The following is a 20088-nucleotide window of genomic DNA, read 5'->3' on the forward strand; positions in this document are numbered from 1 at the left end:
GGTAATCAAAGATTGGGTGGTGGGTATGCTAAAGGGGAATACCAGATATGGGTGGGTTTTGCCTGCCTGCCCGGCTTTGGGGCTTTCGCGGCGCTTTTTGTTGGTGATCTGGATTTTGGGTGTTGGCTTGGTGTGGTAGTGGTCTGTTCTGTTGTTGGTCCTTTGGCCTTGTTTTGTTAGTGGTCTATTAGCGTTGCCCCTGTGCGGGGCGGCACCTACTTTTCTTTGCCTGCCGCAAAGAAAAGTAGGCAAAAGAAAGCGGCTCAAACCGCTAGTTCTTAAGCGGGTCCCCGCGCAGCCACGGTAGTGGTGCATCTGGAATCCGTGCCCCCGCACACTCCGCGCCGTTGACAAAGCACTCATCAGCTCCCACTCCGCACTGCGTGCGTCGCGGACGGGTCTGCCAGGGAAACCCGGGGGCGCGCAGCGCAGCGGGGGCCATCGGCTTCGCCTCGGCGAAGCGCCGGATGCCGGATGCCGGATGCCGGATGCCGGATGCGGAGTGCGGAGTGCGGACAATACAGCCTGAGGCATTGCGCCGAATGACGCGTGGGCGGAAAAATTAGCCGACGGTTTGATGAACTGGGCATCGGCGCGCGCAGCGCCGCCGGAGGTATGACTCCTTTGTCACCAGCGCCGAATGTGCGAGGACACAGATTCCAGATGCACCACTACCCCCTCCAAGCCAGGGGACCCACTTATGAGCTGGCGGTTTGAGCCGCTTTCTTTTGCCTACTTTTCTTTGCGGCAGGCAAAGAAAAGTAGGTGCCGCCCCGCACAGGGGCAACGCTAATAGACCACTACCAAAACAAGGAAAGGCCAAAAGACCAACAACAGAGCGGACCACTAACAAAGCAAGGAAAGGCCAAAGAATCCGACCGACAACGAAAAAGCGCCGCGAAGGCCCCCAACTGCCGGGCAGGCAAAACCAAAACCTAAACCTTTACCCCCCCTCAGCCACCCCCCGTAAACACTCAACAAAAGCCTGACAAGCCGCACTCAACTCCTTATTCGACCGCACCGAAAACCCCACAGTCCCAAACGCGCCACTCTCGGGCAAATCCAGAATCCGCAACAACCCCGCATCTTCAAACTGCTGCGCCGCGACCCGCGGCATCAACGCGATCCTCGGCGTATCGAGCAGCAATCCAATATTGGTCAACAACGACAACGACTCCACAATGTCCGTGGGCAACGGCAACCCCGCCGCCCGGAACAGATGCTCCGCAGCCAGGCGCGCCGGCGAATCAGGCGTCGGCAGAATCCACGGCGAACCGACCAGATCGGATAAATGCGTCACGCCAGCCGGCTCAGGCCCATACCCCTTGCCCACCACCACGCACAACGACTCGTCGAACAACGCCTCGTGCGTCAACGGAAAAGCACTCGCAATCGGCAACTCGCGCTCAGGCAAACGCCCAACCACAATGTCGAGGTCCCCCGTCGCCAGCGCCGGAAACAGATGGGCCGTCGTGCCCTCGCGCACCGTCACCAGAACATTCGGCGTGCGCGCCTTCAACATGCCGATCGCCGCAGGCAACAGCCGCGCCGATGCGGAAATCAACGTACCGACGATCACGTGCCCACTCGTACCCAGCCGGAAATCGTTGAGCTCGTCGGTCATATAGCGCAACTCCGCCATCAGCGACTTGACCCGCCGACCAAGCAGCAAGCCCAACTCAGTCGGCACAACGCCGCGATTCGAACGAGCGAATAGCGCGCCGTCGAAACAGGATTCGAGTTCGTGGATCACCTTGGTGACAGCCGGTTGCGTCAAGCGCATCTCGTTGGCCGCGCGGACGACGGAACGCGTCTCCAGCACGCGTTCGAAGATCATCAGCTGATTGAGCTTCAGCTTGCGGATCAGGGAGATCTCGCTGAGCGGATTGTGTTGCATGGCAAGGGTGGCCGGGAATCGATGATCCGCGATGGTAACAGCACGGCATCGACTGGCCGATTAGGGGCACCCCCTGCTCCCCTCACCCTGGGCACGCCTATTGCTGTATATCGCTCGCCGGCGAAAACCCGTCAAAGCACGCTGTGCCCACAACGAGCGGCCGTTTTTAACTTCAATCCAGCAATCTATCGGTGGGAGGCCCCATGCTTCGATACGCTGTAATCTTCTTTATCATCGCGATCATCGCCGCGGTATTCGGCTTCGGCGGCATCGCCGCAGGCGCAACAGAAATTGCCAAGATCCTGTTCTTCATCTTCATAGTGATCTTCCTCGTCACCCTTCTGATGGGCGTGATGCGACGCTGACCATCAAGTCAGCCAGCAAGCGAAGAAACACCCGCCCCGGCGCGTGGAGTCGCAACTATTGCAATACTTGCCTCATGGCATTGCAATAGTTGCCGCCCGCTCCGGGGTTTTTACCGCCACACCATTCCCTCTCACGCCGCGCGCGCAATCCGCGCCGGCACAGTCAACCGATGCGACCAGTTCGCAAGCGAGCGCGTCGCCACCGGCGGCTTGCTCAAAATCGCGCTGTCGTATTGCTTGCCGTCGAAGCGCACGAAATCGACAATGCGAAACCCCTGCCCGCGGTAAAACGCAATCAGATGCGCAGCCGGTTGCGGCGTATCGAGCGCGAGTTCCGCATAGCCACGCGTCGCGGCCCAGTGATCGGCGAATGCGATCAACAGGGTGCCGATGCCCCGCGCCTGCCACACAGGCTCCACGCCGAACTGGCGCAAGCTGGCAATATCATCGCGGCGGTATAGATCGCACGGCGATTCATGATCCGGCGCATACAGCGTCATCGTGCCAACCATGCGCCCTTCGCAAACCGCCACGTAACAATCGCCGCGCGTCGCGCGTGAACGTGTCGTCTCCACCGTTTGATCCACACATGTGCAATTCAAACCCATCGCGCCGAGCCGGGTGAAAGCCCGATGCAGCAGCGCGGTCAACGCGACGTATGAATCGCGCGACGGATCGAAGCGGCGCAGTTCGACACGGCCCACGCCGTGATACACGTAGTCGATGCGGACAGATTGCTGCGTCGTTGCACGTCGCTTCACGTTGAACACCTCGCGCTATCAGGATGCACGAAGTGTAAGTTTGGCGTGTAGGCGTCTCAAGAAAAAATGTCGTAAAAACTCACATGGGACGCCCGGCGCGCATGTCTGCCCGCAAGCCGGCATCTCGCCCCGGGCACTACGCCGCCGATACCACGCACGGCTCGTTTTCCCGCAGGCCAAGATGCAATTCTTCGCAAAGGAAGGTCTGCAATGTCTGCACGGCGGCCGCCTGGGTGCCGGGGACGGGGCGCATGAACAGCCCGAAATCGGCGGTGGGCGCATCGGGTAATCCGTCTGCCTGCTGGCCGAGCACACGCATCGACTCCGGGCGGATATTGCCCTCGAGCAGCACCGACACACCGAGCCCTGCCTCCACTGCCGACTGCACCGCCGGCAAGCTGGTGCTGGTGCACACAATGCGCCACGCAATGCCCGCGCGCCGCAGCGCCGTCAACACCAGTTGCTGCCAAAGACATGTGCCGCCGAACGCGACCACGGGCAATGGCGCGTCGCTGTCACGGCTAAAGCCGCGTGCGCCAACCCAGAAAAGCGGCTGTGTCCACGTCAATAGCGGCGGCACCGATTCGACCAGCGCGGGATCCCCAACAACCACGTCGAGGCCACCGTCCGCCAGCCGGTTCGACAACGCCGAACTGGTATCGACCACGATCTCCAGCGCCACCTGCGGATAGGCGAGCGAGAAGCGCCGCAGGGCACGCGGCAGCCGGCCGACCGCGATATCTTCCAGCATGCCGAGCCGCACCGTCCCGGACACCTGCCCCGCGCTCAAAGCCCGCCGTGCATCGGCGCCCGCGCCAAGGATCGTGTGCGCGAACGGCAGCAGCAGGTGCCCCGCTTCGGTGAGTTGCACGCCGCGCGGCGAGCGGTCGAGCAGACGCTGTCCCAGTTCTTCTTCGAGCCGGCGCAATTGCATGCTCACCGCCGCCTGGGTACGCGCGAGGCGCGCCGCCGCCACGCCCACGGCGCCGGTCTCCGCCACGGTAACGAACGCCCGCAGGAGACTGCTGTCGATATCTCGGGTCATCACGTTTCTTGAAGTGGTCATAAGAAATATCAACTTATCTTAATACCGCTCGGACCGATAAGATAGCGTCCAATGAATCCAACGAGCGTCAACGAGGCCACGATGCAGGACACCACCATCAAACCGGCGCTGAATTCCACACCCATGCCGGTGAAGCCTGCCGGTGCCGCGGCGGGCGCCGCGTTCCTGTGCGTGTTGTCGATGTCGAGCGTACAGTTCGGTGCCGCGCTCTCCGCGCCGACAATGGCAACCTACGGCTCGCTCAGCACCACCTGGTTGCGTCTGTGCTGGGCCGCGGTCGTGCTGGCGTTGCTGGTTCGCCCGCGGCTCTTCACCTACTCGCGCTCGCACTGGTTCGCGGCGGGTGCGCTGGGGGCGGCGATGGCCGGCATGACACTATGCTTTTTTGCGGCGCTTCAGCGGATTCCGCTGGGCCTCGCCGTCGCAATCGACTTTCTCGGCCCCCTCACCGTCGCCACGCTCGCGGTGCGTCGCATGCGCGCGTTACTGTGGCCCGTATTGGCGATTGCCGGCGTGCTGCTGCTCTCGCGCGATCGAGCCGGCTGGATCGGCGAACCGCTCGGCGTGCTGCTCGCGTTCGGCGCCGCAATCGGCTGGGGCAGCTATATCGTGCTGATGAAAAAGACCGGCGCCCTGTTCGCCGGCCTCGAAGGCCTGTCGGTTTCGCTGCTCGCGGCGGCGCTGGTCGCTACACCATTCGGCTTCGCGCAAAGCGGCATACACATCGCCGCGGGGCAAATCGCCGCCACCGCCGGCCTCGCGTTGCTGGTTCCCCTGTTACCCTACGCACTGGAAATGGTGGCATTGCGGCATATGCCGGCCTCATCGTTTGGAATCCTGATGAGTGTCGAACCCGCAATCGGCGCACTGGCCGGATTCGTGGTACTCCATCAACCAATGGAAGGTGTGCAGATAGCCGGCACGCTGCTGGTGGTCGCCGCGAGTGTGGGCGCCGTGGTGGCAACACGCTGACGGTGCTGGACCGCGCTTTACGCAGCGCTCAGGCGAAATTTTCCGCTTCGTAGAGACGTCGGCCGGCTGCGTCCTTGGCGCCGAGGATCGGCTCGACTTCGATGGGCCACTCGATGCCGATATCAGGATCGTTCCACAAGATGCAGCGCTCGAGTTCGGGGAACCAGTACTCCGTGGTTTTCCACAGGCATTCGGCCACCTCGGACAGCACGACGAAACCGTGCGCAAAACCTGGCGGCACCCACACCTGCCGATAGTTCTCCGCGCTCAGGCGAGCACCGCTCCACTTGCCGAAATTCGGCGAATTGAGCCGCAAGTCCACCGCGACATCGAACACTTCACCCACCACCACCCGCACAAGGCGGCCCTGCGGACGCTGCACCTGGTAGTGCAGGCCCCGCAGCACACCACGCACCGCGCGCAAATGCCGGTCTTGCACGAAGTTGAAGCCTTGCGCGACGTCGTCGATAAACTCGTCCGCGCTGAAGCTCTCAAAGCAGAAGCCGAATTCGTCGCAGAATACCTCGGGCTCGATGAGTTTAACCTCCGGCAGCGCCGTCGCCATTACCTTGTTGCCCATCATGGCCACTGTGCTCGTTAGAAGCCTGCCCCGAGAAAACGCGGCCGCCGATGCACACGCGGCTGCGCAGGTTGCTGCACACGCCGCGCGCTGCATGCAGCCACCGGCAATGCGGCGCGCTGCTGACGAGGCGCCTGCCGAAACTCAAACCTCGCTCGCCACCCGGCTGCGCGCGCGATATTCGGTCGGCGACAGTGCCATGCGCTTGCGGAATATCTTCGCGAGACGATCGCCGTTGCCGGTGCCGCTGCGGCGCGCGATCTTGTCGACCGGTAGTTCGGTTTCGGTCAGGAAGTTGCAGGCAATCCGCAGGCGCACCTGGAGCAGATAGTCGGAAGGCGTGACCTGCATTTCATGCTTGAAGCGCCGCAGGAAATTACGCTCGCTCATCGCCGCCACTTGCGCGGCGTCCGCAACCGACACGGGACGATCGCAATTCGCCTCCATCCAGCGCGCGGCGGCACGGATTTTCTCGGCGACGCTGAGCGTGCCGCCTTCGGCCGGCAGCGGCATCCAACTGGCGCCCATGCCGGGCATGACCCGATCGGCAACGCTGCGCGCGAGCTCCGCACCGAGGTCGCGCTTGATGAACATCAGCGCGCTGCGCGCGCAATCATTGCGATCGTTGGCGGCACTGCGCGCGGCGTCGACGGTGGCGCTGCCCGGATAGCGGCTCACCTGCGAGCCGTCGTGTTCCGCCGGACCCGCAGCCTCCAGCACGAGACGGCCCTCGCCGATCGTCTCGATCGCCCGAGTACGCGTTTGCACCGAACGCAGCCAGTTGAGCAGCCGTTCGTCCTGCGCGGCCTCGTGTGCACCGTAGCCGCCTGCGATGAACAGCACGTCAAAACCGCTGCCGTAACGGGTGTCGATGCGGTCAGTCCAGATGCGCGCTGACGAGGAGCTCGCAACGCTGCCACCGTCCATCGACAGAAACTGCACTTCATACGGCGGATCTTCGCCGGCCCGCGAGCCGGAAAGTTCGTTGGCGGTCTGAAACATCTCGACCACCGTGCCGGGCCCGAGCAGCCAGAAGCCGTCGAACAGCAACACGCCGATTCGCCGCGCTGCGCTACGTACGTTCAGCGTAGGCGTATGTAACCAGGTGATCCTCGCAGTATCCAGATGCATGTGCGGCATGATCTTTCCTCAAACTGTCGTACGTTGTGGACCCCGCTGCCCGTTGGCCGGCCGGTACAGACGAATTTAAATAACGGCGGGTGAAAACCGCCGGCAACGCCGCTTAACGGATTATGCGTGATGTTAGCGGAATACCCTGACTTAGTAAATTTGAAAAACAAATCTTGACGGAGAAATAGAACGTATGAAGAAAACCATTATTTCGCGTTTCATATGAGTACCGGCATACGATCGGCCATAGCAATGAATCATACCGGATACGCACTAACCATGATGCCGTAAAAGCTTACACAGACTTGCTTCGAAGCTTTCTGCCCGGGTCGGCGCATTTATTTCGGATGATGGGATTTGCAATGGCAATTCACCGTCATCGCATCAAGAAATGTTTCAAACGTGAACTCCGTACATCGCAAATAATGAACATTCAATCCCGCTTTTATTCGCAAATCGGGAATTTATCGGCGATGGCAATGTGGCGAACCGCACATTTAATGAAACAATCCGAATTAAGCATTTCGAAACCTGGATTTCAGACGTCTGGAAATGTTTCGATAATGAAACATCGGCTTCTTTTTCGTATGATAAATATCGGTTTCCTTTGCTTCTTGACCGGCGAAAACATCAGATGATTAAGCATCGCGGCGGGAATCGTGCCAGCTGCCTCCTTAAACAAAGTTTCATGCCTGGATCGTGCTGTTTAAGAATTCCCGCTGCGGGCCGGCATCATAATTTACCTACCGTGAGAGCAGGAAGGAGTAGAGACATGTCGCGCCCCATGAGCATCGAGAGAGTCAACGAATATGGACAGAACGCAGTTCGCATCGCCATCGACGACCGCGCGGTACTGCTCGAAGTGGCCGATCTGGACGCCGTGATCGAGCACCTCAGCGCGCTGCGCGCCACGATGCGTCCGGAAGTGCCGAAAGAGCCGCTGCGCACTCATCAGTATGTGATCGAGATCGATCCGTGCTGGCACACTGAAAAACATCCGCTGCATGACGGCGCCGTGCTGTTCCTGCGGCATTCCGGCCTCGGCTGGGCCGGCTTCGCGCTCCCCACTGAAAGCCTCGCGAGGCTCCATCACGCCTTGACCCAGCAACTGGAAGCATCGCTCGAAGTACACGGCATGCTCAATTGAAAAAACCCGCCGCGTGATAGCGGTTACTTTCATTCAGGTCTCTTTCCGAAGCACGGCTCTGGCCGTGCTCTTTTTTTGCCAATTATTTGGGATTGCTCGTTGATAGAAAAATGGATCGATGCAAAGTCGATTCCTTGCAGTTCATGAACATTGCACAAAATTAAAAAAGACTTAATCCACCTAGCAGTTCCGTTTTACCTGCGATCGCCGATGATGCGCTCATCGTCCTTCTCTACTGTTCCAACATGAACCAGCTACAAGCGATGCGTGTCTTCACACGGGTGGTCGATCTCGCCAGCTTCAATCTTGCGGCGAGACAGCTAGGGATGTCCGCAGCAGCGGTCACGCGCAGTGTCGGCACTTTGGAAGCGCATCTGAATATGCGCCTGCTGAACCGCACCACGCGCAGTCTTTCGCTGACCGATGTGGGCCGTGAATATCTCGACGGTTGCCGCACGATCATCGAGAAACTCGACGAGATGGAGTCGAACCTGCTGGAGACAACGCGCGATCCGCAGGGCACGTTGCGAATCGCCACGCCGATGACATTCGCGACCGCCGGGTTGGGCACGTTGCTGGCCGCGTATCGCACCCTGCATCCACGCGTGGACTTCGACGTGACGACGTTCGACACGCATATCGATCTGGTGGAAGGCGGTTTCGACGTATGTTTCTCCGACGACCGGCGGCTCGCCAACTCGTCGCTGGTGAGCCGCATGCTGACCAGCATCGATGAAATGACGGTCGCCTCGCCGGCCTATCTGGCACGTCACGGCACACCTCGCGATCCTGCTGCGTTGAACCGCCACGGCCTGCTGACCGTCTCCGACGGTTCGTCGCGCGCGTGGGAGTTCTCGGACGCAGACGGCATCTACCGCGTCAATACCGGCAGCGCGCTCACCGCCACGAGCAGTGCAATGGTGCGGGTGGCCGCGCTCAGCCACATGGGTATCGCGTTGCTGCCACAGCCGATCATTGCCGACGATCTCGCCCAAGGCGCGCTCGTCCCCGTACTCGAGCAGTTCGAAATCAACGGCGGGCCACGTCAAGTGTCGATTCTCTATTCCGGCCGCAATTACCTGTCGATGCGCGTGCGCAGTTTCATCGACTTCGCGGTCAGCCAGTATCGCGCGCCGGACCGTCCGGTCGCACTGCGGGCAGTAGCCTGAACCAGGCTCGCACATCATGCCCAGAATACTGACGATCGAAGACGATGAGCTGATCGCCCACGACATCGTGCGCACGCTCAGCGCGAGTGGTTTCGCGGTCGACGTGGCGCGCACCGGCCGCGAAGGCATGGCAAAGGTCATGGCAGGCGACTACGACGTCGTCACACTCGACCGCATGCTGCCCGACCTCGACGGCCTGACCATCGTGGCGACGATGCGGGGCGTCGGCATGGAAACGCCGGTGCTCGTGATGAGCGCGATGTCCGATGTCGATCAGCGCATTCAAGGTCTGCGCGCCGGTGGCGACGACTATCTGACCAAGCCGTTCTCGCCCGAGGAAATGTTCGCGCGCGTCGAGGTGCTGTTACGTCGCCGGCCACGTCACGCCAAAGCTGAAACGCTGCTGCGCAGCGGCTCGCTCGAACTCGATCTGGTACGCCGCAAGGTCACCTACCGGCAACGCGAACTCGACCTGCAGCCCACCGAATTCCGCGTACTCGAGTTCATGATGCGCCACGCCGGCCAGGTGCTCACGCGCACGATGATTTTCGAAGCCGTGTGGGGTTGCCGCTTCGATCCCGGCACCAATCTGATCGACGTACATGTAGGCCGTTTGCGCAAAAAGGTCGAGACACCCGGCGAGCGTCCGTTGATTCGCACCATTCGCGGTTCGGGCTATCTGTTCGGCTGACGCCGCTCTACTCGCAGGGTTTCTGACCAGGCTTTAGCGCTGCATGCAGCGCTAAAGCCGTTGCAACGCGAGTATCGGCGCAATCGCGCACATCGTCCCGGCTTCCTAAAACTAGTTTCATTTGTTTAGTCCACGACTGTTAGGACCCGCTCTCCAGAATGCCGTTACCGGGCCCGCGCAATCGGTGCGTGCCCTAACCGCCACACGCCCGCGCGGATTCAAGCGCGCCTCTGAACGGAGCAGCCTTCGATGTTAAAAATAGTCCGGTTGGCTTTGACCCGGCCCTATACGTTCATCGTGCTTGCGATGCTGATCCTGTTGATCGGCCCGCTTGCCGCGTTGCGAACGCCGACGGATATCTTTCCCGACATCCGCATTCCCGTGATCAGCGTGGTGTGGAACTATGCCGGCCTGCAACCGGATGATATGTCCGGACGCATCGTCACCTACTACGAACGCACGCTCGGCACGACGGTGAACGACGTCGCGCATATCGAGTCGCAATCGTTTCGCGGCTACGGCATCGTCAAGATATTCTTCCAGCCGACCGTGGATATCCGCACCGCCACCGCACAGGTGACCTCGGTTTCGCAAACGGTGCTCAAGCAGATGCCGCCGGGCACCACGCCGCCGCAGATTCTGAACTACAACGCGTCGACCGTGCCGGTCCTGCAACTGGCGTTGACCAGCAACACGCTCGACGAACAGAAGCTCGCCGACTACGCGACCAATTTCATTCGTCCGCAATTGCTGAGCGTGCCCGGCGTGGCGATTCCGACACCGTACGGCGGCAAGACCCGTGAGGTACAGATCGATCTCGATCCACAGGCGCTGCAGGCAAAAAAGCTCTCCGCCAACGATGTCGCCACCGCCCTCGCACAGCAGAACCAGATCATTCCGGCCGGTACCGAGAAGATCGGCCGCTTCGAATACAACATCAAGCTGAACAACAGCCCGCTCGCGCTCGACGAACTGAATGCGCTGCCGATCAAGACGGTGGACGGCGCAACAATCTATATCCGCGACGTGGCTCACGTGCGCGACGGCTATCCGCCACAAGGCAACGTAGTGCGAGTGGACGGTCATCGCGCGGTTCTAATGAGCATTCTGAAGAACGGCTCCGCGTCGACGCTCGACATCATCTCCGGGGTCAAGGCGCAGTTGCCGCGTATTGAAGCGACGCTGCCGCCCGGCCTGAAGCTCGTGACGATGGGCGATCAATCGACCTTTGTGAAGGGCGCCGTCAGCGGCGTGGCGCGTGAAGGCGTGATCGCCGCCGCGCTCACTTCGCTGATGATTCTGCTGTTCCTCGGCAGCTGGCGCTCGACGCTGATCATTGCGGCGTCGATTCCGCTCGCCGTGCTGGCGGCCATTGCCGGCCTCGCCGCCATGGGCGAAACGCTCAATGTGATGACGCTCGGCGGCCTTGCGCTCGCGGTCGGGATTCTGGTCGACGACGCCACCGTCACAATCGAAAACATCAACTGGCATCTCGAACAAGGCAAGGACGTGCGCAGCGCGATTATGGACGGCGCCGCGCAGATCGTCGCGCCCGCGTTCGTGTCGCTGCTGTGCATCTGCATTGTGTTCGTGCCGATGCTGCTGCTCAACGGCATCGCGCGTTTCCTGTTCGTGCCGATGGCCGAAGCGGTGATCTTCGCGATGATCGCGTCGTTCATTCTCTCGCGTACGTTCGTGCCGATGATGGCGCAGTACCTGTTGCGCCCTCATGCGTCCGGCGGCCACGCCTCCGGCGAACTGGCCGCGGTGATGGACCCGCACGGCGACCACGCGCATGCGGCACCCTCGCGCAATCCGCTGGTGCGTTTTCAGCGCGGCTTCGAACGTCGTTTCGAGCGCGTGCGCAGCGTGTACCGGATCGTGCTCGGTCTTGCGCTCACGTATCGCAAACGCTTCGTGGCGGGCTTCCTGGTCGTGGTCGGCGCGTCCTTCCTGCTCGCGCCGTGGCTCGGCCGCAATTTCTTCCCGGATATCGACTCCGGCGCGATCTCGATCCACGTGCGCGCCCCGATCGGCACACGGGTCGAAGATACCGCCGCGGAATTCGACCGGATCGAGAATGCGGTGCGCCGCGCGATTCCGCCCGACCAGTTGCGCAGTATCGTCGACAATATCGGCCTGCCCAATAGCGGGATCAACCTGACCTATAACAACAGCGGCACCACCGGACCGCAGGACGGCGACATTCTCATCTCGCTCAACGAGAACCACCAGCCGACCGCCCACTTTGTGCGCGAGCTCCGCGAAACACTGCCGCGCCAGTTTCCGGGGACAACCTTCGCGTTTCTGCCGGCCGATATCGTCAGCCAGATCCTGAATTTCGGCGCACCCGCGCCGATCGATCTGCAGGTGGCAGGACCGAACCAGGCGGCCAATCATCGCTACGCCAACGAGGTGATGCGGCGTATGCGTCTGATTCCCGGCATTGCCGATACGCGCATCCAGCAGGCCGCGACGTATCCGCAGTTCACCGTGTCGGTAGACCGTTCGCGTGCCGATCAGCTCGGCATTACCGAACAGGACGTGACCAATTCCGTAGTGGCGAGCCTCTCGGGTACCAGCCAGGTGTCGCCGACGTACTGGTTGAATCCGAAGAACGGCGTGTCGTATCCGATCGTCGCGCAGACACCGCAATACGACATGACGTCCCTGTCGAATCTGAGCAACCTGCCGGTGACCGGCAAGAGCGGCCAGGCGCAGATTCTCGGCGGCATCGCGACCATTACGCGCGGCGTCGGCAATGCGGTGGTGTCGCACTACAACATCGAACCGCTCTACGACGTGTTCGCGACCACCCAGGGGCAGGATTTGGGCGCCGTCGCCGCGAAGATTCAGAACATCGTCCATGCGAGCGCGAAAGACGTGCCGAAAGGCTCGATTGTCACGCTGCGCGGTCAGGTGCAAACGATGAATAGCGCGTTCCTCGGCTTGTCGCTAGGGCTGGTCGGCGCGATTCTGCTGATCTATCTGCTGATCGTCGTGAACTTCCACTCGTGGAGCGACGCGTTCGTGATCGTCACCGCGTTGCCCGCGGCGCTGGCCGGCATCGTGTGGATGCTGTTCACCACGCATACGCCGCTGTCGGTGCCCGCACTGACCGGCGCGATTCTCTGCATGGGCGTCGCGACCGCCAACAGCATTCTGGTGGTCAGCTTCGCCCGCGAACGGCTGGCGGTGACCGGTAACGCGCTGGTCGCGGCAATGGAAGCCGGTTTCACGCGCTTTCGCCCGGTGCTGATGACGGCGCTCGCGATGATCATCGGTATGGCGCCGATGGCGCTCGGCCTCGGCGACGGCGGCGAGCAGAACGCGCCGCTCGGCCGCGCCGTCATCGGCGGCCTGATCTGCGCGACCTTCGCCACGCTGCTCTTCGTACCGGTCGTGTTCAGCCTCGTGCACCGGCGCGACGCCGGCGCTCACGGTCCGTCGCACGGCCCATCGCATCGCTCATCCAACGATCCCTCACACGATCACTCATCGTCCGAACCCGGAGTCCAACATGTCCACTGAGATCGAGATCAATTCGCCGAAGCGGCTGCGTCATCTGAAGCTGGTCGGTATCGTCGCGCTGCTGGCGGCAGCGGGCATCGTGACGAGCGGCATTGCCAGCCGCGTGCACGCGAAACAGGAACTCACCACCTGGTCAGCCGAGCAAGCCGTGCCGACGGTGGTTGCCTACACGCCGAAGCATGACCTCGACGCGCAGGCACTGGTGTTGCCCGGACGCCTCTCCGCCTTCGTCAACGCACCGATCTATGCGCGCGTATCAGGTTATCTGCATGCGTGGTATGCCGATATCGGCACGCATGTCAAAGCCGGCCAGTTGCTCGGCGTGATCGACACGCCCGACCTCGATCAGCAATTGCTGCAGGCTCGCGCCGATCTGCAGAATTCGGTGGCGAACGAAAAACTCGCCGCCTCCACGGCCAGCCGCTGGACCAGGATGCTCCAGCAGGATTCGGTCTCCCAGCAGGATGCCGACGAAAAGACCAGCGATCTAGTTGCCAAGCAGGCGACGGTAGCCGCCGCGCAAGCCAACGTGCGGCGTCTCGAAGCGCTCGAATCGTTCAAACGCATTACCGCGCCGTTCGACGGCATCGTCACCGCGCGCACCACCGACATCGGCGCGCTCATCAATGCGGGCGGCGGCAACGGGCCCGAACTGTTCACGGTCTCCGACGCCCGTCAGCTGCGTGTCTATGTGAGCGTGCCGCAGGACGAGGCGGCCGCCATCAAACCCGGCATGACCGCCACACTCACGGTACCGGAACGGCCCGGCGTGAAATTCAACGCCAAACTGGTCGACACCGACGACGCAATCACGCCTTCCTCGGGCACACTGCTGGTGCAGCTCGCGGTCGACAACCAGGATGGCTTGCTGATCCCCGGCGAATACACCGAGGTGCACTTCGCGTTGCCGACCAACTCGCACGCGCTGTCGATCCCGGCCAGTTCGCTTATCTTCCGGCAGGCCGGCTTGCAGGTTGCCGTAGTCGGCAACGATAACCGCGCCGTGCTCAAATCGGTGTCGATCGCCACGGATCTCGGCACGCACGTCGAGATCGCGTCAGGTCTGAATCCCACCGACCGCGTGATCGACAACCCGCCCGACTCGCTCGCGTCCGGCGACGAAGTGCGGCTCGAAAGCAAGCCGGCCGGTACGACGGACACGTCGCTAGCCGAACGCCGGCCGGCGGAGAGCGCTCATGGATAAACGCCGCATCTGCATCGCCCTGGCGGCCGCGGCGCTGGTGAGCGGCTGCTCGTTTGCGCCGGCCTACCAGGCACCCGCCACCCGCATCCCCACGACCTTCAAGGAAGGCGGCGCCTGGCAGCTCGCCAGACCGGCCGACCGCGTGCCGCGTGACGCGTGGTGGCGCGTCTATCGCGATCCCGTACTCGACCATCTCGAAGTTCAGGTGGCGGCGGCCAATCCGGACGTGGCCGCCGCGATGGCGCGGCATGACGAGGCCACCGCCTATTTGTCGCAAGCCCGTTCGGGCCTGTTCCCGACCATCGGCGCGGAAGCGTCCGTCGAACGCCAAAGGCAATCGGATAATCGCCCGCTGCGGGGTGTCGGTCAGCCCGCGGTGTACGGCGCGAATACCGTCGACGTCGGCATCGGTTACGACCTCGACCTGTGGGGCAAGATCCGCAACGAGGTTTCAGCAGGCCGCTCGGCAATGCAGGCCAGCGAGGCCGATCTCCAGTCGGTGCGCCTGAGCTTGCAGGCAAATCTGGCCAGTGCGTACTTCAATCTGCGCGGGCTGGACGAGCAGCAGCAACTGCTCAACGATACGATCGATACCTATCAGCACGCGCTCAAGCTCACGTTGAGCCGCCACGCGGGAGGCATTGCATCCGATCTCGATGTGTCGCGCGCGCAAACGCAACTCGACACCGCGCGCGCTTCCGCGGACGACATCGCAGCACGCCGCGCGCTGTACGAGCACGCGATCGCCAGCCTGACCGGCACACCGGCGTCCTCGTTCACACTCGCACCGGAGATCGAAACGGCGTACCTGCCATCGATTCCAACCGGCGTGCCGGCCGCGCTGCTGCAACGGCGTCCCGATATCGCGGCAGCCGAGCGGCGCGTTGCCGAGGCCAATGCGAAGATCGGCGTGGCCAAGGCAGCGTTCTTCCCGGACATTTCGCTGGGTCTCGACGGCGGCTATCAGAGCGACACGCTTTCGCCTTGGCTGATGGCGCCGAACGAAATCTGGTCGGTCGGGCCAAGCCTGGTGTTCACGCTATTCGACGGCGGGCGCCGTGAAGCGATCACACAGCAGGCGCGCGCGAAGCTCGCCGAGAACGGCGCGAAATACAAGGCGACGGTGCTGCTCGCCTTCCAGCAGGTCGAGGACAACCTGGCCCAACTACATCATCTCGGCGACGAGGCCACGCAGCAAAACGAGGCACTGATCGCCGCGCAACGCACCTTGACGCTTTCGATGTCGCGCTATCGCGACGGCGTGGTCAGCTATCTGGACGTGGTGACCGCGCAGACCACCGAACTGACCACGCAGATCGACGCGCTGAACCTCACTACGCGGCGTTTGCTGGCCTCGGTGGGGTTGATCGAGGCCCTGGGGGGCGGCTGGTCGCCGGACGGCGCCACAGGCACGCCTGAGGTTCAGGCGGCCAGTGTGCAGGTGGCGCATCCCGATCCCGGAGTGCTCGCATCCGCGAATTGAACCGGCTGGCTGAAGCTGCCAGTTGAGTCTGCCGGTTGAATCTCACTGCCGGGTCCGCCAATGCCATAAAAAAGTCGCCGGTGATGAACCGGCGACTTTTTTGTTTTGGGCAAGCCCGCTGCAACTCGCAGCAAGCTTGCAGCACTCAGAACCGATGCCGCATTCCCAGCGCCACCACTGCCTGCCGATCGCTCGACGAAGCCGCCAGCGAGTAGATCGACGCATTGCCCAGCACCGCGATGCCGTCCGCACCCGACACGTGCTGATACACACCTTCCAGATACACATCGGTCCGGCGCGACAACGCATAGTCCGCCTGCAACATGAACTGATTCCACTTTGGCGCGACGCTCCTGCCGTCGTCGCTGAAATGCCCGTCGGTGAACGTGTACGAGCCGCCCAGCGTGAACGCCGGTGTAATCGCGTAGCGCGCATTCAGTTCGTAGTTGTTGAAGGTCAGCATATCGCCGTTGAGCGTGGAATACGCACCACCCTGGGTGATCTGATGCGGATCGTCGAGCATCGTTCGTGTGAAGACGAGGCCAACAGTCGCCGCGCCGAACGTATAGCGGCCCGCCGCGCCGAGGATGCGCTGGCGCGCGCCGGTAAAGACCGCGTCGCCGTCGCTGCTGCTCACCGCGCCGCCGGTATTGCTGGGTTGATTGACGCCACCCGGCTGGTTCACCTGCAGATAGGCCAGCGCCAGATTGAACGGACCGCCGGCCCATTGCGCGCCGAGGCTATAGGCGTTGTTGTTGCTGAAACCGCCGGCCGCATTGCTGAACGCATAAGCACCGCCGACCGTGAAGCCGTCATACGTCGCGCTGCGGAATTTCAGCGCATTGTTCATGCGCAGATCGTTATTGAGGTTGTCGTTATCGAAGGGATGGTCGGCGATATTGCCGCCGAAACCCGAACCCGTTGCCGAAAGCGGCGCGACGAAATCAACGAGGAAGTCATATTGCCGGCCCATCGTCACGGTGCCCCACTGTTTGCTTGCGATACCGACCCACGCCTGACGGCCGAATTCGTCGCCGCCATTGGAGAACTTGCCGCTGTCGATATTAAAACCGTTCTCCAGGTCGAAGACCGCGCTCAGTCCGCCGCCCAGGTCTTCGTTGCCACGCAGGCCCCAGCGGTCGGTACTGACATTGCCGCTCTCCATCATCCAGTTGCTTTTGCCGCCCGTGGCCGTTTTCTGATTGCTGATGTAGTCGATGCCCGTATCGAGGGTCCCGTAGAGCGTGACACTGCTTTGCGCGTGCGCCGCCGCACCGAAGGTGCCTGCCAGCGCGACGAGCGTGGTTACCAATGCTTTATTCATGTTTGATTCCGGGTAAGAGAAGGCGCCGGCCCGCGCATTGACGGACCGATCCCGCACACCGTGCGGGTAGCCGCAATGTAGATTTGCGCGATGACACACCCGTGATCAAAACCGGCCGATTCATGAAACGTTTTTTATGTTCATGACATGTGACCGAAGGCCCTTTAAAACAATACCGCGACGACGCCTGAACAGATAAATATCTTTTCATGCACACATCGCCGAACCGCTAAAGCCGGGTGACTATCCTTCTCATCAACCGATCCACGAATGCATTGCGGTTCGCGCATCGGCCCCAACCAATTTTATTTGTGAGGATTACGAACATGAAATCTCTGACGCTCGCCATCGCTTTCATCGGTGCAACCGCAACGGCTTCCGCCTTCGCTCAATCGACCACCGCGCCCGCACAGCAAAACGCCGCGCCGGCGATGCAAGTGGCACAGAACAGCACGACCGGGAGCAACGGTGCAGGATCGTGGGTTGCGCCTTACGGTCAGGCGACCGCCGGGAAGACGCGTGCACAGGTTTATCAGGAGCTGGTGCATGCGGAGAAAGACGGCCAGCTCGCCTACCTGAACTCGACCCTTTACGCTCACTGATCCCGATGAACAATTAAGGCGGGTGAATGATTTCACCCGGCTTAATCGTTAATCGCACCGCTCCGACCTCCTGCCCCGAAAACGTCAATGACCCTCCGTACCGCGATCAAACGATCTGCTTGCTTCGCTGTTGCCGCTGCCGCAGCCGGCCTGCTGTTATCCGGTTGCGCAACGACAACGACACCCACCAGCGCCGACAACTGTGTCGGTCCACCGAGTTACTGCAACGTCTATTTTGGTTCATGAACGAACGAAAAAAGAGCGCGCCACCCCTTCGGGCAGCGCGCTCTTTTATTTGACGCGGCGGCTTTTAGAACGAGTGTCGAATCCCCACCCGTCCGACGACCTGCTTGCCGTCCGACGACGGATCGAAACCCGCGATCTGCGCAACGGCGCCGCCGCTGGCCTTCTGCAGTGCCGCAAGCGCATAGATGGCCGTGCGCTTGGACAGTTCGTATTCCGCGCTCAGATTGAGTTGTTGATACTTCGGTTCCTGATTGGTTGCGTGATCGCGGCCATCCGTGTAGGTGTAACCGGCGGCCAGGTTCAGCTGACTGGTCGCCGCGAAGGTGCCGGCAATTTCGTAGTTCTGGAATTTGACGTCCTGTCCTGCATCGCCTTGCTGGAAGTTGACGTTGGTGAAGTTGCCCATCATCTTGAACTTGCCGATCTGATACGAAGCACCGGCTGCGAAGATACCCTGGCTGCGGGCATTGGCGAGATAGTTGCCGTACACCGCGTTGGTGTAGCCTGTGCCGTTCTGATAACTCTGGATCGACTGCTCCGGATCGTTGACGCGCAGATAGCCGGCCCCCATGGAGAACTGTCCATTCGTGTACGAGGCTGCCGCGCTATAGGCGGAGTTATTCGAGAACTGCCCGGCCTGGCCGCCGAACGAATAGAGCGCTTCACCGGTGAAGCCGCCGATGGTGGGACTCGTGTACTTCACTGAGTTGCTGACAGCGAAGCCGTTATCGAGGTTGTCCATGTCATTGGGGTGGGAGAAATACCAGCCGCCGTAGCTATCGTTGAGCGAGTACGGCTCGATAAGATCGACGACCGGGTCCCACTGCCGGCCGATCGTGACTGTACCGGCCGTTTGACTGGCGAGGCCGACGTAGGCATTACGGGAGAAGGCGAGGCCGCTGCCCAGGCTGCCGTTAGTCGAGTTGAAGCCGCTTTCCAGGTCGAACACGGCGGCGAGGCCTCCGCCTAGATCTTCCTTGCCCCTGAGGCCCCAACGGCTTCCTGCGCTGACGCCGCTGGCCATTTGATAGAGATGGTTGCCGTTGACGTTGCTCGCGAAGTCGATACCTGTATCGAGGATACCGTAGAGCGTGACGCTGCTTTGCGCATGCGCGGCGGAAACGGCACCGACACAGAGCAGTGCCCCGACCAGATGTGTCAGTTTCATCGTTTTTTTCATGAATCACCTTTTCATTTAAATAAGGATGCCTTGCGGAACTGTGTGACTACCGGGTGAATATATCGAGGCCAGAAACGGTCGCCGCTGCAAGACAGACTTTCAGTTTTTTTGTTGGGTTTTTTGCCTGTGGCACTTCCTGGATTTGGGTTTTTGGGATTTTTTTACCGTTGGCGGGTTGGTCTGTTGTTGGTCTTTTTTTAGCCTTTGGCCTTTCCTTGATTTGTTAGTGGTCTATTAGCGTTGCCCCTGTGCGGGGCGGCACTTACTTTCTTTGCCGCCGCAAAGAAAGTAAGCAAAGAAAGCGGCTCACACCGCTAATTCTTAAGCGGGTCCCCCGCGCAGCCACGGTAGTGGCACATCTGGAATCCGTGCCCCCGCACACTCCGCGCCGTTGACAAAGGACTCATCAGCTCCCACTCCGCACTACGTGCGTCGCGGACGGGTCTGCCAGGGAAACCCACCGATGCTTTGCATAACTGATTGTTTTGAAACCAGGTATCGGCGCGCGCAGCGCCGCCGGAGGTATGACTGCTTTGTCACTAAAGCGGAATGTGCGAGCCGACAGATTCCAGATGCACCACTACCGTGGCTGTGCGGGGGACCCGCTTATGAGCTGGCGGTGTAAAGCCGCTTTCTTTGCTTACTTTCTTTGCGGCGGTGTGTGTCAAGGTAGTTGTCGCCTGAACCGTTACGCTGCCTGCTTGTATCTGTGAGCCGATGCCAGGGTGCGCTCCGGATT

16 protein-coding genes are annotated in these 20088 nt (G+C 61.4%); 9 read left to right on the forward strand and 7 right to left on the reverse strand.

Features of this window, described 5'->3' with window-relative positions; genetic code table 11:
* Positions 1–943: 943 nt before the first annotated feature.
* The gene (locus HWX91_RS28415) at positions 944–1897 is read right to left on the reverse strand and encodes a LysR substrate-binding domain-containing protein (RefSeq protein WP_025496567.1); all 954 of its coding nucleotides are present in this window, start codon (positions 1895–1897) and stop codon (positions 944–946) included.
* Positions 1898–2100: 203 nt separating this feature from the next.
* Here HWX91_RS28415 and HWX91_RS28420 point away from each other — a divergent pair, with 203 nt between their 5' ends.
* Positions 2101–2262 carry a DUF1328 family protein gene (locus HWX91_RS28420; protein WP_025496568.1) on the forward strand — a complete coding sequence of 54 codons (162 nt, stop codon included), beginning with the start codon at positions 2101–2103 and terminating at the stop codon, positions 2260–2262.
* A 131-nt stretch (positions 2263–2393) separates the two neighbouring features.
* On the opposite strand, the gene HWX91_RS28425 is transcribed toward HWX91_RS28420, so the two are convergent.
* Both HWX91_RS28425 and HWX91_RS28430 read right to left on the reverse strand, forming a co-directional pair.
* Positions 2394–3023, reverse strand: coding sequence for a GNAT family N-acetyltransferase (locus HWX91_RS28425; RefSeq protein ID WP_102857478.1), 630 nt, complete (start codon positions 3021–3023; stop codon positions 2394–2396).
* Positions 3024–3159: 136 nt separating this feature from the next.
* Positions 3160–4089, reverse strand: a complete 930-nt coding sequence (locus HWX91_RS28430) for a LysR substrate-binding domain-containing protein (RefSeq protein ID WP_176035689.1) — start codon at positions 4087–4089, stop codon at positions 3160–3162.
* 81 nt (positions 4090–4170) lie between these two features.
* On the opposite strand from HWX91_RS28430, the gene HWX91_RS28435 reads away from it, so the two are divergent.
* Positions 4171–5061 carry an EamA family transporter gene (locus HWX91_RS28435; RefSeq protein WP_102857338.1) on the forward strand — a complete coding sequence of 297 codons (891 nt, stop codon included), beginning with the start codon at positions 4171–4173 and terminating at the stop codon, positions 5059–5061.
* A 28-nt stretch (positions 5062–5089) separates the two neighbouring features.
* Here the strand turns inward: HWX91_RS28435 and rfbC are convergent, their stop codons facing one another.
* Positions 5090–5641 carry a dTDP-4-dehydrorhamnose 3,5-epimerase gene (gene rfbC, locus HWX91_RS28440; protein WP_025496572.1) on the reverse strand — a complete coding sequence of 184 codons (552 nt, stop codon included), beginning with the start codon at positions 5639–5641 and terminating at the stop codon, positions 5090–5092.
* A gap of 144 nt (positions 5642–5785) precedes the next feature.
* Positions 5786–6781 (reverse strand): GlxA family transcriptional regulator, encoded by a 996-nt coding sequence (locus HWX91_RS28445; protein ID WP_025496573.1) that lies wholly within the window; start codon positions 6779–6781, stop codon positions 5786–5788.
* A gap of 763 nt (positions 6782–7544) precedes the next feature.
* Between HWX91_RS28445 and HWX91_RS28450 the strand changes: the two genes are divergently transcribed.
* The 6 genes from HWX91_RS28450 to HWX91_RS28475 all read left to right on the forward strand — a co-directional run bounded on the left by HWX91_RS28450 (position 7545) and on the right by HWX91_RS28475 (position 15997).
* Entirely contained in the window at positions 7545–7919 is a 375-nt protein-coding gene (locus tag HWX91_RS28450) for a hypothetical protein (protein WP_102857337.1), read from the forward strand.
* Positions 7920–8164: 245 nt separating this feature from the next.
* Complete coding sequence (locus HWX91_RS28455; protein ID WP_025496417.1) at positions 8165–9088, forward strand: LysR family transcriptional regulator; 924 nt, start codon at positions 8165–8167, stop codon at positions 9086–9088.
* A gap of 16 nt (positions 9089–9104) precedes the next feature.
* Complete coding sequence (locus HWX91_RS28460) at positions 9105–9779, forward strand: response regulator transcription factor (RefSeq protein ID WP_025496416.1); 675 nt, start codon at positions 9105–9107, stop codon at positions 9777–9779.
* Positions 9780–10028: 249 nt separating this feature from the next.
* On the forward strand, positions 10029–13310 hold the full coding sequence (locus tag HWX91_RS28465) for an efflux RND transporter permease subunit (RefSeq protein WP_102857336.1): 3282 nt from the start codon (positions 10029–10031) through the stop codon (positions 13308–13310).
* A complete protein-coding gene (locus tag HWX91_RS28470) occupies positions 13300–14514 on the forward strand; it encodes an efflux RND transporter periplasmic adaptor subunit (RefSeq protein WP_025496414.1) in 1215 nt (404 codons plus the stop codon). The genes HWX91_RS28465 and HWX91_RS28470 overlap by 11 nt, the downstream gene beginning before the upstream one ends.
* Complete coding sequence (locus HWX91_RS28475; protein ID WP_102857335.1) at positions 14507–15997, forward strand: efflux transporter outer membrane subunit; 1491 nt, start codon at positions 14507–14509, stop codon at positions 15995–15997. Before HWX91_RS28470 ends, HWX91_RS28475 begins: the two co-directional genes overlap by 8 nt.
* A 145-nt stretch (positions 15998–16142) precedes the next feature.
* Here HWX91_RS28475 and HWX91_RS28480 read toward each other — a convergent pair whose 3' ends face one another.
* Complete coding sequence (locus tag HWX91_RS28480) at positions 16143–17321, reverse strand: porin (RefSeq protein WP_102857334.1); 1179 nt, start codon at positions 17319–17321, stop codon at positions 16143–16145.
* A gap of 326 nt (positions 17322–17647) precedes the next feature.
* Here HWX91_RS28480 and HWX91_RS28485 point away from each other — a divergent pair, with 326 nt between their 5' ends.
* Positions 17648–17923 carry a DUF4148 domain-containing protein gene (locus tag HWX91_RS28485; protein ID WP_028200677.1) on the forward strand — a complete coding sequence of 92 codons (276 nt, stop codon included), beginning with the start codon at positions 17648–17650 and terminating at the stop codon, positions 17921–17923.
* Positions 17924–18233: 310 nt separating this feature from the next.
* Here HWX91_RS28485 and HWX91_RS28490 read toward each other — a convergent pair whose 3' ends face one another.
* Positions 18234–19349 (reverse strand): porin, encoded by a 1116-nt coding sequence (locus tag HWX91_RS28490; protein ID WP_102857333.1) that lies wholly within the window; start codon positions 19347–19349, stop codon positions 18234–18236.
* Positions 19350–20088 lie beyond the last annotated feature (739 nt).

It is taken from the genome of Paraburkholderia fungorum, assembly GCF_902833645.1.
GTDB lineage: Bacteria > Pseudomonadota > Gammaproteobacteria > Burkholderiales > Burkholderiaceae > Paraburkholderia > Paraburkholderia fungorum.